The sequence below is a fragment of the Marinobacter sp. UBA3604 genome, assembly GCF_002375325.1.
GTDB lineage: Bacteria > Pseudomonadota > Gammaproteobacteria > Pseudomonadales > Oleiphilaceae > Marinobacter > Marinobacter salarius.
This window is the reverse complement of the sequence record NZ_DFMB01000019.1, coordinates 45,422-60,082: the sequence shown is the minus strand read 5'-3', so window position 1 is coordinate 60,082 and position 14,661 is coordinate 45,422. Positions and strand designations below refer to the sequence as shown.

General features: G+C 57.7%; 7 protein-coding genes. All 7 read left to right on the top strand.

Features of this window, described 5'->3' with window-relative positions:
• Positions 1–132 precede the first annotated feature (132 nt).
• The 7 genes from B2590_RS05715 (at position 133) to B2590_RS05685 (ending at position 14,628) form a co-directional block, all read left to right on the top strand.
• On the top strand, positions 133–1,848 hold the full coding sequence (locus B2590_RS05715; protein ID WP_286810230.1) for an NADH-ubiquinone oxidoreductase-F iron-sulfur binding region domain-containing protein: 1,716 nt from the start codon (positions 133–135) through the stop codon (positions 1,846–1,848).
• A gap of 11 nt (positions 1,849–1,859) precedes the next feature.
• A complete protein-coding gene (fdhF, locus tag B2590_RS05710) occupies positions 1,860–4,751 on the top strand; it encodes a formate dehydrogenase subunit alpha (protein WP_286810229.1) in 2,892 nt (963 codons plus the stop codon).
• A 115-nt stretch (positions 4,752–4,866) separates the two neighbouring features.
• Positions 4,867–5,988, top strand: a complete 1,122-nt coding sequence (locus tag B2590_RS05705) for a metallophosphoesterase family protein (RefSeq protein WP_286810228.1) — start codon at positions 4,867–4,869, stop codon at positions 5,986–5,988.
• On the top strand, positions 5,985–8,633 hold the full coding sequence (locus B2590_RS05700) for an AAA family ATPase (protein ID WP_286810227.1): 2,649 nt from the start codon (positions 5,985–5,987) through the stop codon (positions 8,631–8,633). Before B2590_RS05705 ends, B2590_RS05700 begins: the two co-directional genes overlap by 4 nt.
• Before the next feature lie 282 nt (positions 8,634–8,915).
• Positions 8,916–9,191 (top strand): hypothetical protein, encoded by a 276-nt coding sequence (locus B2590_RS05695; RefSeq protein WP_286810226.1) that lies wholly within the window; start codon positions 8,916–8,918, stop codon positions 9,189–9,191.
• 623 nt (positions 9,192–9,814) lie between these two features.
• Positions 9,815–12,946, top strand: a complete 3,132-nt coding sequence (locus tag B2590_RS05690; protein WP_286810225.1) for a DUF3427 domain-containing protein — start codon at positions 9,815–9,817, stop codon at positions 12,944–12,946.
• Positions 12,880–14,628, top strand: coding sequence for a class I SAM-dependent methyltransferase (locus B2590_RS05685; RefSeq protein ID WP_286847902.1), 1,749 nt, complete (start codon positions 12,880–12,882; stop codon positions 14,626–14,628). The genes B2590_RS05690 and B2590_RS05685 overlap by 67 nt, the downstream gene beginning before the upstream one ends.
• Positions 14,629–14,661: the final 33 nt, after the last annotated feature.

Genomic DNA, 14,661 nt, shown 5'->3' with positions numbered 1-14,661 from the left:
CAAGGTTTGCGTTCTGTTCCTCCCGTTATCCATCGTCTGGCGTAATCCCGGCCTGATATGCTTCAATGGTCAATAACTGGTCAAGTCAGCCAACAAGGCTGTCTTTGATACCTTGGCGCCTGGTCAACAACAATGAGCACAGACGAAAAGATGGTCAAACGCCGGCGCTCTGCTCTACGTGGCCGTCAACTGGAACCGGCGGTACTGTCGGAGCTGCGGGACCTGATCGGTGACGAACGTGTCGATTCGTCATTGCGCGACCGCGATCGCCTTATCGAGCACCTGCATGTATTGCAGGACGCGGACGGTTACCTCTCCATGCCCCGCCTTCGGGCCCTTGCGGCATTCATGAACCTGCCCATGGCCGCCATTTACGAAACTGCCACTTTCTACGCCCATTTCGACGTTATTCACGACGAACAAACCCCACCACCTGAGATAACTCTGCGGGTGTGTGATTCGCTTTCGTGTCAACTTGCTGGCGCAGGTGCACTGCACGAGGCACTGGCTGATGGGACTGACCCGAGCCAGGTGCGTGTGGTCCACGCACCCTGCATGGGGCGCTGCGACACGGCGCCCGTGGTAGCCGTTGGGAATCTTCATGTCCTGCATGCCAATGCCCGGAATGTTGAGGCCGCGATAGAGCAGGGGCAGGTCCAGCCAGAGGAAGTCTCCTGGCAACGTCTGTCGGAGTATCGTTCGGCCGGTGGTTATCAATTACTCGCCGATTGCCATGAAGGCCGGGTGAGCATCGAATCGCTGGTACAGGAACTTGAGCATGCGGGCCTGCGCGGCCTTGGCGGCGCCGGGTTCCCCACGTTCCGAAAATGGCAGGCCGTGAGGGCCGAGCCCGGGCCCCGTTACGCGGTGATTAACGCGGACGAAGGAGAGCCGGGTACGTTCAAAGATCGCTATTACCTGGAGCGTGAACCCCACGTCTTCCTGGAAGGTGCACTGGTTAGCGCCTGGGCGGTTGAGGCTAAGGCCCTCTACATATACTTGCGTGATGAATATCCCGGCCTGCACCGTGTGCTGAAAGAGGCCATAGCGGAGCTGGAATCAGCCGAAATCGTTGAACAGGGTTTCGTGATCCTGCGCCGGGGCGCGGGCGCTTACATCTGCGGCGAGGAATCCGCCCTGATCGAGTCCCTGGAAGGTAAGCCCGGCAAGCCACGGCATCGCCCGCCGTTCGTGGCCCAGAAAGGACTATTCAACCAGCCCACCCTGGTTAACAACGTCGAGACGGTTTACTGGATTCCGCGCATCCACGCCCAGGGATCCGACTGGTTCGCCAGCCAGGGGCGGCATGGCCGTCGTGGCCTTCGGAGCTTTTCGGTCTCCGGGCGGGTTGCTCGGCCCGGTGTCCATGTGGCGCCCGCGGGCATAACTCTTAATGAGCTAGTTGAGGAATACTGCGGCGGCATGTCGGAAGGGCATCGGCTCCTGGCTTATCTGCCCGGCGGGGCGTCCGGCGGAATACTGCCGGCCAGCAAAGCCGACATTCCGCTGGATTTCGATACCCTGCAGGAACACGGCTGTTTTATCGGCTCTGCCGCGGTCATCATTCTGTCTGATCAGGACGATTTGGCCGCCGCGGCTTCCAACCTGTTGGGCTTCTTCGCGGATGAATCCTGCGGCCAGTGCACGCCCTGCCGTGTGGGCACCGAGAAAATGCTCACCTTGCTGGAGCGTAATGCCTGGGATGAGCAGACGCTCCAGCAGCTGGCCAGAGTGATGGCGGATGCCTCCATCTGTGGTCTCGGGCAGGCCGCACCCAATCCGGTACTGAGCCTGCTTCGGGACTTCCGTAGCGAACTCGCCAGCAGCAACCTGATCGCGAAAGGTTAGGGGAGGCAGCCATGAGCAAATCGAAAACAGCCATGAGCGATTCGACCACAAGCTTCACGCTGACACTGGACGACGTTGAAGTGCAGGCCTTCCCCGGCGAAACCCTGTGGCAGGTGGCCAAGCGCACCGGCGAGACTATCCCGCACCTGTGCTTTAAAGACGCCCCAGGTTACCGAGCGGATGGCAATTGCCGCGCCTGCATGGTGGAAGTGGAGGGTGAGCGGGTGCTTGCCGCAAGTTGTATTCGCGAGGCAGCGCCCGGCATGGTGGTGCGAAGTGCAGCCTCTGCCCGTGCCCAGGAAGCCCGCAGAGGCGTGCTGGAATTGTTGCTGGCCGATCAACCTGCGCAAGATAGCAGCCCCGATCGCTCAAGCCATCTGTGGGAAACGGTAGATCAACTCGCGATTGATGCAGCGGCCGTGCGCCAACGTCTCCCGGCCCATTCAGAGCGTGAAGAGCCAACGGTTCACCATGTTTCGCCGCGATCGGGTTCTCTGGCTCACGCCCGGGGCCATGACGCCACTCACTCTGCCATGAACGTGAATCTTGACGCCTGCATCACCTGCGGCTTATGCGAACGCGCCTGCCGCGAAGTGCAGGGCAATGATGTCATTGGCCTGGCGCACCGTGGTGCGGCCTCCAAGGTAGTGTTTGATTTCGATGATCCCATGGGCGATAGCACTTGCGTTGCCTGTGGCGAATGCGTGCAGGCCTGCCCGACGGGCGCGCTCATGCCCGCTACCCTGATTGATGCCCAGGGCCGGGGAGACTCCGCTACGGCCGACCGCACTGTGAACTCCGTTTGCCCCTATTGCGGCGTGGGCTGCCAGCTGACCTATCACGTGAAAGACGAGCCCGCTCCTGCCGAATCAGAAACAGGCGAGCAGCGAGGACGTATTCTCTTTGTGGAGGGTAAAGACGGCCCCTCAAACCAGGGCCGACTATGCGTGAAAGGCCGTTTTGGCTTCGATTACCCCTCACATCCGGCGCGGCTCACCCGGCCGCTGATTCGCCGGGAGGGCGTACCCAAGGGGCTCGACCCGGACTTTGATCCGGCCAATCCGTTAACGCACTTTCGAGAGGCAAGCTGGGAAGAGGCATTGGATCTGGCGGCAGGCGGATTAACCCAACTTAAAGCACAACACGGACCGGATGCGCTCGCCGGATTCGGCAGCGCCAAGTGCTCCAACGAAGAAGCCTGGCTGTTCCAGAAGCTGGTGCGCACGGGTTTCGGCTCCAACCATGTTGATCACTGTACGCGGCTATGTCACGCCAGCTCCGTGGCCGCATTGATGGAGTGCCTGGGCTCTGGCGCCGTGACCGCCTCCTTCATGCAGGCGCTCGAGGCAGATGTGGTGATCCTTACAGGCTGCAACCCGGCCGTAAACCACCCGGTGGCCGCCACCTACTTCAAGCAGGCGGCACGAAACGGCACCAAGCTGATCATCATCGATCCGCGGGGCCAGGCGCTGGAGGCCTATGCCTGGCGCAGCCTGCGTTTTTCGCCGGGTGGCGATGTGTCCCTCTTCAACGCCATGCTCAATGTGATCATCAGCGAAAAACTCTTTGACCAGGCCTACGTTGATGCCCACACCGAAGGCTTCGAAGCATTGGCAGCCAGTGTTGAAGGTATGACCCCGGAGGTGATGAGTCCGGTGTGTGGCGTGGCGCCTGAGGTCATTCGTGAAGTTGCCCGAGCCTACGCCGAGGCTGATAGAGCGATGATTTTCTGGGGCATGGGCATCTCCCAACACGTGCACGGCACCGACAACGCCCGATGCCTGATTTCCCTGGCGCTCGCATGTGGCCAGACCGGCCGGCCCGGAACCGGCCTGCATCCATTACGGGGGCAGAACAATGTGCAGGGCGCCTCCGATGCCGGTTTGATACCCATGGTATTGCCTGACTACCAACCGGTGGGGGATGCCCAGCTGCGGGCCGCCTTCGAAGAACTCTGGAGTACCGAACTGGACCCGGAACCGGGGCTCACCGTGGTGGAGATTATGGACGCCATCAAGGCGGGCACCATCAAGGGCATGTACATCCTCGGCGAAAACCCCGCGATGTCCGACCCGGACCTGACCCACGCACGGGCCGCGCTTGCTGCCCTGGAACACCTGGTGGTGCAGGACCTGTTCGTTACAGAGACCGCCCAGTTTGCCGACGTAATCCTGCCTGCCGCCGCCTGGTCGGAAAAGTCCGGCACCGTCACCAACACCAACCGCCAGGTGCAAATGGGCCGTGCCGCACTGGCGCCCCCTGGGGAAGCAAAGCCCGACTGGTGGGTTGTTCAGGAAATCGCCCGGCGTTTCGGGCTGGCCTGGAACTATGCCGGCCCCGAGCAAGTGTTTGAAGAAATGAAGCAGGGCATGCACTCACTGGATCATATCTCCTGGTCTCGCCTGGAGCGCGAGGGATCGGTTACCTATCCATGCCCGGCGGATGACGCCCCGGGCCAGGACGTTGTCTTCTCCGATGCCTTCCCGCGCGCAGGAGGCCGTGCGAGATTCTCACCGGCCAGCCCACTGCCACCGGACGAACCAGTGGATGAGGCCTATCCCATCGTGTTAACCACCGGGCGATTGCTTGAGCACTGGCACACCGGCGCCATGACCCGTCGCAGCCGGGTGCTGGATGAGCGGGAGCCGGAAGCTGCAGCTTACCTGGCACCAGCGGAGCTGGATCGCATGGGCGTAACATCGGGCAATGACATTCAAATTGCCACCCGGCGCGGCACCATTACCCTGACGGCGCTGGCCGATCAGACCATGCCCGAAGGCATGGTGTTCGTCCCCTTCGCCTTTGTGGAGGCGGCAGCGAACGTGCTCACCAATCCGGCCCTGGACCCGTTCGGAAAGATCCCGGAGTTCAAGTATGCAGCCTGCAGGTTGAGCCCGGCGTAGCCTTCCAAGCAAACAGACTCCTCCAGAATGACGTTCTTTGTTGTGCCGCCTCTGTAAAGTTGTCGCGGGTAGTCTAGAATAACGCCAAAATTTCCAGATCTTTCAGGTAGATAAAATGCCAAAGTTTTTGCATACGGCAGACTGGCAGATGGGCCGGGCCTTTACCCGTTTCGAGACCGAAGACGGTGCAGCCCTGGTCGAGGCCCGGTTTGAGGCCATTGAAACGCTTGCTCAACTGGCCAACGAACATCAGTGCGATGCGGTCTTGGTGGCCGGTGACGTCTTTGATGCGCAAACAGTCTCCGATCGCACCATCCGGCGGGTATTCAACGCCACAAAGGGGTTTGCCGGTCCCTGGGTCATGCTGCCAGGCAATCACGACGCCGCCCTGGCAGAGAGCGTGTGGACCCGAGCTCAGCGCCTGGGCGCGGTGCCGGAGAACGTATATCTGGCGCTTCAGCCCGGGGTGATTGATCTTGAACCCCAAGGCCTCAGCATCCTCTGCGCGCCGCTGACGCAGCGCCATACCTACGGCGATCTGACCGAGCCGTTCAGTGGCTACGAAACACCTGAAGGTTTTCCCAGAGTCGGCCTGGCCCACGGTAGCGTCCAGGGCCTGTTGCCGGACGAGATTGATTCAACCAACCCCATCGCGCCAGACCGTGCGGGAGCCAGCAGGCTCGATTACCTCGCCCTGGGCGACTGGCACGGCACCAAACAGATCGATGAACGCACCTGGTACAGCGGGACGCTCGAGCCGGAACGGTTCCGGAACAACGAAGCGGGAAATGCCCTGATCGTTGAAGTTTCCGCGCCCGGCGCAACCCCGAAAGTAACCTCACTCCCAACGGGGCGGTATCAGTGGCACCAGTGGCGGGAAACCCTGGCGGTCCAGTCCGATCTTGAGCAACTACTGGAGCGTTTGAATGCCTTGCCCGAATCCGCCGTTGTTGATCTGCGCCTTGAAGGCTCGGTGACCCTGGCCGGTGAAGAAACCCTGCTAAAGGCTTTGTCGGTTGCCGAAGCGCGATTCCGCAGCCTTCGCTCTGAGCGGAGCGGGCTTCAGCTTGCACCCACGGATGAGGACATCGCGGCCCTGAAAGCGGATGGCTACGTGGGCGAGGTGGTCGAAAGCCTGCGGGAGCGGCAAGAAGGGGCGCAGGACGATGTCGCCCGGGATGCCCTGGCTATCCTGGCGGGTCTGCTCAGGGAGCGGGAACAGGAGGTGGGGCGATGAAGCTGCAGTGTATGCGCATTGAACAGCTGCGCCAGTTCCGCAAACCCTTCGTTCTGGACAACCTGCAACCCGGGCTCAACCTGATTCACGGTCCCAATGAGTCCGGCAAAAGCACGCTGGTACGTGCCATCCGTGCCGCATTTTTCGAACGCTACCGTTCCACGGCCGTAGACGACCTGCGCCCCTGGGGCGACTCCGCTGCGGCTCCCACCATTGAGCTGGAGTTTGAGCAGGACGACCGAACCTGGCACCTCACCAAAAGCTTTCTCCAGCGCAAACGGTGCGACCTGGTTGTCGGCACCGAAACCTACAGCGAAGACGACGCCGAAGAAAAACTGGCCGAATTGCTGGGCTACCAGTACCCGAAACGTGGCGCCAGCAAAGCTGAACACTGGGGCATACCGGGACTGCTGTGGGTGGAACAGGGCACCGGGCAGGACATCGAACAGGCCATAGAGCATGCCGGTGATCATCTGAAGTCTGCCCTGAATTCCATGGTCGGAGAGGTGGCCAGTTCCGGAGGCGACGACCTGATCGAGACAGTTCGCAGCCAGCGGGACACCCTGCTGACCGGAACCGGCAAGCCCCGGGGCGATTACCTGAAGCTGGAAAAAGACCGCGCTCAATATGAACTTGAAATTGAAGAGCTGAAGGAGCGGGTGCATAAATACCAGGAGCAGGTCGACCGGCTTGGAAAACTGGCCCAGGACTATGATCAGGCCGAGGCCGAGCGCCCATGGGAAGACGCCCAGCGCCAGCTAGAGGAAGCCCGGGTGCGCTATCAGCAGGTTGAGCGCCTGGAGCAGCAGCAGAACCAAGAGAAAGCCACGCTTAGCCAGCTGCAGCAAAACCACCGCCTGTTGCAGCAGAACAAGGAACATCTGGAAGGGCTCAGTCGCCAGCTTGAAGGCCGAAAGGCAGAACTGGATCGTGCCGAGCGAGACCTCTCCGTGGCAGAAGCACAAACGCCTGCGGTCACAGGCCGTTTAACCGAAGCCAGAACCACCTATGAGCAGGCGGAAAAGCAACGGAAACTGGCGGGTTTGCTGCAAACTCGGGAGCGGCTGGAGCAGGATGTACGCCGGCTTGAACAACAAAAACAGGCGCTGACCCAGAACCTTGCCAAAGCAAAGGAATACCACCAGCAGCTAGAGCAAGCGAGGCAACAGGCCAGGGAAAACCGCATCGATGCAGAGTTGGTCAAAAAACTGCGAGCAACTGGGAACCAGCTGAACGAAGAAACCATCCGTTCACGGACCATCGCCACCCGATTAAGCTGGCAGCTGGATGCTGGCGCATCACTGACGCTGAACGATGAATCGCTTACCGGACAAGGTGAGCAGCAGCTTCTGGACGAATCGACCCTGGTTATTCCGGGCGTGGGCATCCTGGGCATCACGCCGGGCGGGGAAGAGCTGGCCAGCACACGAAGGAAGCTTAAAGCCCTTGAGGAAGGTCTGGACGAACAGCTGAAGACTCTTGGTGTGGAATCAGTGCAACTGGCGGAGGATCGTCTTTCCGCCTTTGAAAGTGCTGGAAGAGCCGTCAAGCATGCCGACGAGCTGTTTAAATCTCTGGCGCCGGCAGGCCTTGAGCGACTTGTCTCCGACCAGAGCGAGGCGGAGGGGGAGCTGGAGAAAGCCAAAAAACAACTGGAAGCCACTCCCAAACCGAATCCGCAAGAGAATGTGCCGGCCCTGGAAGAAGCGGAGGCGGCGTTCACCCGGGCTGGCAGCGCATTGGACAAGGCCGAATCCGATGAGCGCGCGCATCAGTCCCGTCTGTCTGCCCTGAAACAGGCCCGGGACAACGCCAAAACCGAATGGCAGCGGCTGGCGGATGAAGAGAAGAGCCCGGAACGGCAACAGCAACTTCGCCAGATAACCACCGACTTGACGACCATCGAGAAACAGCAAGCTGAACTGGAAGCCAGCCTTGAGCGCCGGGAACGGGAAATCCGCGATGCCCGCCCGGAGTTTCTCCGGCAGGATATCGAGCGCTACCAGAATGCGGTCAACCAACTGCGCCAAACCCAGGAAAACCGGGGCCGCGAACTCCGAGATATCAAAGTCAGGTTGGAAGCCTGGGGCGCAGAAGGGCTGGAAGAACAGCTCAACGAGAAAGAGGCGGAGTACGATCAGTACAATCGCCGCTATCAAGAACTGCATCGCCGCGCCCAGGCGCTGGACCTGCTGCTGACCCTGCTCACCGAAAAGCGCCAGGCCCTGACACGTCGACTCCAGGCGCCGCTGCAGAAACACCTGAACCACTACCTTTCAGTGCTGTTTCCGGAAGCTTCGCTGGAAGTGGACGAACAGCTACGGCCGGGCACCTTCAGCCGTGGCACCGAGCTTGGACTGATCACCGAACTGAGCTTTGGTGCCCGGGAACAGATGGGACTGATCAGCCGTCTGGCCTACGCCGATCTGCTGAGGGAAGCCGGAAGGCCGACGCTGGTCATCCTGGACGACACCCTGGTGCACAGTGACAGCGACCGCCTGGAAGATATGAAGCGCATCCTGTTCGATGCGGCCAGCCGGCATCAGATATTGCTGTTTACCTGCCATCCAGGGAACTGGAACGACCTTGGTGTACCACCTATTGACCTCCAGAGCTTGAAGGTTCAGGCAGTTCCACAGGCATGAGTAGCGACGCCAAGCAGTGCTTTGCAAGTTACGGACGGCTGACCGGCAAGCTGGATATTCGGTTGTGGCTGTCCAGTGCGTCCACAATGTGGAAGTGCTCGATCTCTCTGGTGTATTGTAAGGCTACACAAAAACCGCTTGAGGCCTCTTCAGGCCAGAAAAGATCACGTTCGTGTCCAACACCGCAGTCCGTTACCTCACCATGCTCAGGATGGTTCCGCGTTTTCCAAAGTCGATCACAACCACTGAGCTTGCCTAAAGGCTTAAGGGCATGATTTTGCGGTGACTATGCGCTCAATCCAGCGGGATCTGGAGAAGCTGAGTACTGACGTCCCGCTGTTGGTGGATGAGACGACCCGGCCATTTCACTGGTCTTTGCAGCGGGATGCCACCATGGACATTATCCCCGCTCTGGACTTGCCAGCCGCGCTGACATTTGAGCTGGCCCGAGCCTACCTCAGCCCCATGCTACCGCCGCGGGCGCTGTCCTATCTAAAGCCTCATCTCGATGAAGCTCACCGCACCGTGCTACGGGAAAAAAATTCGCTGGGACAGTAGCTAGATCGGGTCCGGGTCATCAACCGCGGGCCGGGGGGGCCAGCGACCAGGAATCGATGCGGATGTTCTGGAAACAGTGACGGAAGCACTGTTGCGGGAATGCCAGTGCAAACTGAAGTACCAGGCCCGCAACTGGCGGGAGCCAGAAGAAATTGTAGTCCAGCCATTTGGTCGAATCTCCGCTGGGCTTCGATCAGCTGACAGAGGATATTGATGACAGCACTTTCGAAACGTCCGTAACCGTCGGTGACACCCAGGACCTGCGGTGGTAGTTGGTTGCTCAGGCTGTTCATTGCGATATTCTGGAACCAGTTTGTCTGAGGAGCGAGATCGAGGAAATCCTGTCGAAAGGTCTCAAGAGAACTCGTGGCCACTGTACCGGACGGGGACGTGCTGGTGGATGCGGGGGCTGATTTTTCTATCCTGGAGAGCAGGCGAGCCTGTAATCGATAGCAATGGCTCGATGGCCAGAAAAACCTGTCGGGAGGATCGCGGCTTTCATGGAAATCCGACATGTTAGGGGTTAACGTCATTCTACCGGATTTAGTTAGATTGCGAGATATAAGGAATGCCGGTGGCCACAGCGCCGTTCTTCTGGAAGTCATCAATGTGGGACGTACACGATGCAGCAGACCGGAATTTACGAGCAGCTTATTACCCGGCTCGTAGAAAACAGATTGGACCGGAAACAATTTTACGTAGGTGAGCGCCAGCTTAGCAGTGTGGAAGCATCTGTATGGTTGTCACGATTCCTGACTAACATTCTGGAGTTCGCTATTGGGTCGGTGCCTTCGGGCGATAACCGACTTCAGGAGCAAATCGAGTTATCGAATCAGTTGCTGATGTGGCTCAAGGGGAAGGTGCAGGATGATGGGTTTCTGGATGAGAACCTCCTCGATAGCCAAGGAAAGATCCTCACCGCGCTTTATGAGCTGGAAAACCCGGTTGCTTCGAACCTGAAGCAGTATGTTGAAGACGTTTTCCCGCTCACAGGACTCACACAGAGTGAGTTATTTTCAGGCAGTAATGCTGGCTTGTCACTGGAGTCAGAGCTAAAGCGCGAGATTTTGTCAGCGGACCGGATATACTGGTTGGTCTCATTCATCAAATGGGCCGGAATTCGGATATTCCGGAAAGAACTGGAAACCTTCACCACGAGTGGACGCGAACTCAAAATCATCACCACATCCTATATGGGAGCCACGGATGCCAAAGCCGTGGAGTACCTGGCCAGTCTGCCTAACACTGAGGTGAAGCTGAGCTACAACATCGAACGTGAAAGGCTGCACGCAAAAAGCTATTTGTTTTTACGGAATACGGGCTTTCATACCGGTTACATTGGTTCGTCGAATCTGTCTCGGTCGGCGCTGACCAACGGTCTTGAGTGGAACCTGAAGATCACCTCTCAGGAAATTCCGCACATTATCAACAAGTCCCTCAGTACCTTCGAGACCTATTGGGCATCGGATGAGTTCGAATGGTTTGATGGAGAGGCTGAGAGTACAGAAAAGCTAAATCGTGCGCTTAGGCAGCAAAAAGGATTGGACGATGCTGGTATCGCCCACTATTTCGAGATCACGCCGTTCGCGCATCAGAAGGATATTCTCGAGCAACTGTCTGTTGAGAGGGACATGCACCAGCGTTTCCGCAACCTGGTGGTGGCGGCCACAGGCACGGGAAAGACTCTGATCTCGGCCTTTGATTTTCACCGATTCCTCAAGGCGAAGCCAAATGCCCGCTTTCTTTTTGTGGCGCATCGAGAAGAAATTCTAAGGCAGGCCCGCGAAGCATACCGTGGAGTACTGCGTAACAATACATTCGGTGAGCTCTGGGTCGGCGGTCATTTGCCTGAGCACTACCGCCAATTGTTCGTCTCGATCCAGGCGCTTAACAACCAGCTGGCTCAGCTCAACCTGACCGAAGACTACTACGACTACATCGTTATTGATGAGGTGCATCATATCGCCGCATCCAGTTACCGAGCAGTACTTGGCCACTTCTCGCCTGAGATACTCATGGGGTTAACAGCGACACCTGAACGGCACGATGGGGGCGATATCCTGAGCGATTTTGGAGGTGTGATTGCCGCTGAACTCCGCTTGCCAGAGGCGATTAATCGCCGCCACCTTTGCCCCTTCCAATACTTTGGGATAGACGATGATACTGACCTGCGCACCATCCCGTGGAATCGCGGCCGCTACGATGTTGTTCAGCTAACCAACCTTTACACACACAACCAGAACCGCGTGGAAAAGATCCTGCGCAGCTTGCGGGAGATCGCCACTGATATCGATAGCATGAAAGCCTTGGCTTTCTGTGTGAGCCGCGCTCACGCCAACTTTATGGTGTCCCAGTTCCTGCTGAAGGGCATCAAAGCGGATGTGCTTACCAGCGACAACGCTCATGAACGCCACCAAAAACAGCAAGCCCTTCGATCAGGGCAAATCCACGTTCTGTGCGTGGTTGATATCTTCAACGAAGGCATCGACATCCCAGAAGTGGACACCCTGTTGTTCCTGCGCCCTACCGAGAGCCTGACCATCTTCTTGCAGCAGTTGGGTCGCGGCCTACGTTTGGCGGATGGCAAAGAGTGCTGCACGGTTTTGGACTTCGTGGGTAACTCCCGTCCTGAGTATGATTTTGCCAACAAGTTCAGAGCTTTGGTGGGCAAGTCTGAACGCTCAATTACTGATGAGTTGAAACAGGGCTTTCCCCGTGCGCCGTTGGGCTGCCGGATTGAGCTTACCAAGAAAACCCAGGAAATGGTGCTGAGCAACATACGCCAGGCCACTCTTACAATGAATCGGTTGGTATCCCTGGTACGTCAATTTCCGCAGCATTCTGCTCAACCTCTCACGCTGAAAAACTTTCTAACGCATCATCCTCACATCGACCTGAACGAGCTATATAGGCGCGGTAGTTGGGAAGAACTGGTCAGCAAAGCCAAAGACGAGAATGTTGCGGATGAGTCATTGTTTAAACTAGTGAAGAAGGCCATCTACAACCGGGTACTCATCTGTGATGATCACCAGTACCTGCTGTTCCTCAAAAGGCTCTGCCAGTCAGGGTTTCGCTGGGACAATACCGATAATCGCCAGGCTCTGATGTGCCATTACGATTTCTGGCAGAAAGCAGGACCGGAGTTGGAGTTTCAGTCGCTTGCCCAGAGCCTCGCTGAGCTCCGTAAGTCCCGAGTAGACCAGGAACTCGTGGACGTACTCGAGTGGAAAATGGCAAAAACCAGGCACGAGCAGCCGGCCATGCCGGAACTGCCGGACATACCGCTGCGACTTCACGCCCGTTATTCTCGGGAGCAAATTCTGGTTGGGTTTGGTGCTACGACATTCGAGCACCAGCCGCCCTCTCGGGAAGGTGTTTACGTCATTCAGGAGCAGAATATCGAGCTGCTTTTCGTCACCTTAGACAAGAATGAGAAACAGTTTTCCCCGACCACCATGTATAACGACTACGCCATAAATGAGCAGCTGTTCCACTGGCAGTCGCAAAATAGCGCACGGCCAGACAGGGGGAAGGGGAAGGAATACATCAAGCACCGAGCCCTCAATAAGCGCCTGTTCCTGTTTGTGAGAGAGCAATCGAAAGATGTGTACGGTCGCACGATGGGATTTGTGAATTATGGCGAGGTTGAGTACATGTCACACGCCGGCTCACAGCCCATGAGTATTACTTGGAAACTCAGGACGTCGATGCCGAGTTTTATGTGGCAGCAGGCAGCGAAGCTGGCAGTGGCATGAGCTACACCCCCTACAACCAAAACGCCCAAAAGTTCTTCAGCCAGTATCAGTCCCTGACCTTCGAACAGGTTCATCACGATTGGGTATCTTTCCTTGGTGATAAGTCAGGCCTTGGTCTGGATGTCGGCGCAGGCAGCGGTCGCGATTCCAGTGCCCTTGCAGTGCGGGGTTGGGATGTTGTCGCGGTAGAGCCCGCTGCTGGCTTACGGGAGTTGGGGCAGGGCGCTACTCGCAATCAGTGCATTCACTGGATAGACGATCAATTACCCGACCTTGGTAAGATCCGGAAGCTGAGCTATCGCTTCGATCTGATTCTTGTCTCCGCCGTTTGGATGCATATTCCTCCATCCGATCGTGAGCGTGCTTTTCGAATCCTGACTGAGCTTTTGGCACCCGGTGGAATGCTGGTGATTACGCTTCGTCATGGGCCCGGTGATGGCGAACGAATTTTTTACGATGTCAGCAGGGACGAGCTGGAGGGTTTTGCCAAACGCCGAGCACTGATCCCGCTGCCGTTGCCGGTCGGGCGCAAGAAGGATGAGCTCCAGCGGAACGCAGTTTCCTGGGAGACTCTGGCTTTTCGATTGGCGGACGACGGCACAGGCGCATTGCCGACAGTCCGCCACATCATCGTTAATGATAATAAGTCTTCGACTTACAAGCTGGGTTTGCTGCGAACCCTTGTCCGGATTGCTGACGGTGCGCCTGGCTTGGCGCTTAAACGTACCGATGACTGGGTGGATATTCCGCTCGGTGCGGTCGGGCTTTTCTGGATTATGCTTTATCATCCCCTGGTTCTTCGGCATCAACTGAGGCAAGCGCCAGGAATTCGTGGCTATGGCTTCGCCACGGACGATTTCTTCAACCTGCAGAGTTTCACGCCTCTGGATTTCAGAGTAGGTATGTCGCTGTCGGCGGATGTTGCTCCGGTAGTCCTGCGCGCTATCCGGGACGCTTGCTCGACCATTCTCAAGAACCCCGCACATTTTACGACCTGGCCTGGCAGCAACCGCCCGATATTCGAGGGCGGAGCGGCCAGGATGACCATCAAGAAGGCGCCCGTGCGTTTGGACAAAGCAACGCTTTCCCGGTTCGGTACCTTCCGGGTTCCTTCATTTCTCTGGGATGCATTTAGTCGCTATGCGTGCTGGATTGAGCCTGCGATCGTTAATGAATGGATCGATTTGATGGGTAGCTGGGATCTGCGTTATTCCATGGATGTCTATCATCGTGGTTTAAAGTGGGTTGAAGGTCGGCGCGATACGTCAACTGTTCGTCAAATGATCGACCAGCAGCTCGAGAATGGTAGGGTCGAGTGCGTATGGACGGCCCAAAATCTCAAAGCGAAGCGGTTTGACGTCGACCACTGTTTTCCGTGGTCACGATGGAACAACAACGATCTCTGGAATCTGATGCCAGCGACTCATACGGCTAATGCCTCGAAATCCGAAAAACTGCCTGGGGACTTGCTGCTCAAAGAGGCACGCCCTCGAGTAGTGAGCTGGTGGGAACAAGCCATAGTGGGAACGTCTCGTGAGGAGCAGTTCTTCTCCGAAGCTGAGGCCTCGCTACCATTGCTGGGGCAGGAACGAACAGTCGAAGGCGTTTTTGAGGGGATGCTTCAGCAGCGATTGCGGCTGAAAACTAATCTTCAGCTGGCAGAGTGGTTAGGCGCGTTATAACGCTCTATTCATGCCATGGTTTCTTAAACGGAA

What these genes read in the sequence shown, in the direction of transcription:
- B2590_RS05715 (WP_286810230.1), top strand. Translation starts at nt 133, where the DNA reads ATGAGCACAGACGAAAAGATGGTCAAACGCCGGCGCTCTGCTCTACGT.
- fdhF (WP_286810229.1), top strand. Translation starts at nt 1,860, where the DNA reads ATGAGCAAATCGAAAACAGCCATGAGCGATTCGACCACAAGCTTCACG.
- B2590_RS05705 (WP_286810228.1), top strand. Translation starts at nt 4,867, where the DNA reads ATGCCAAAGTTTTTGCATACGGCAGACTGGCAGATGGGCCGGGCCTTT.
- B2590_RS05700 (WP_286810227.1), top strand. Translation starts at nt 5,985, where the DNA reads ATGAAGCTGCAGTGTATGCGCATTGAACAGCTGCGCCAGTTCCGCAAA.
- B2590_RS05690 (WP_286810225.1), top strand. Translation starts at nt 9,815, where the DNA reads ATGCAGCAGACCGGAATTTACGAGCAGCTTATTACCCGGCTCGTAGAA.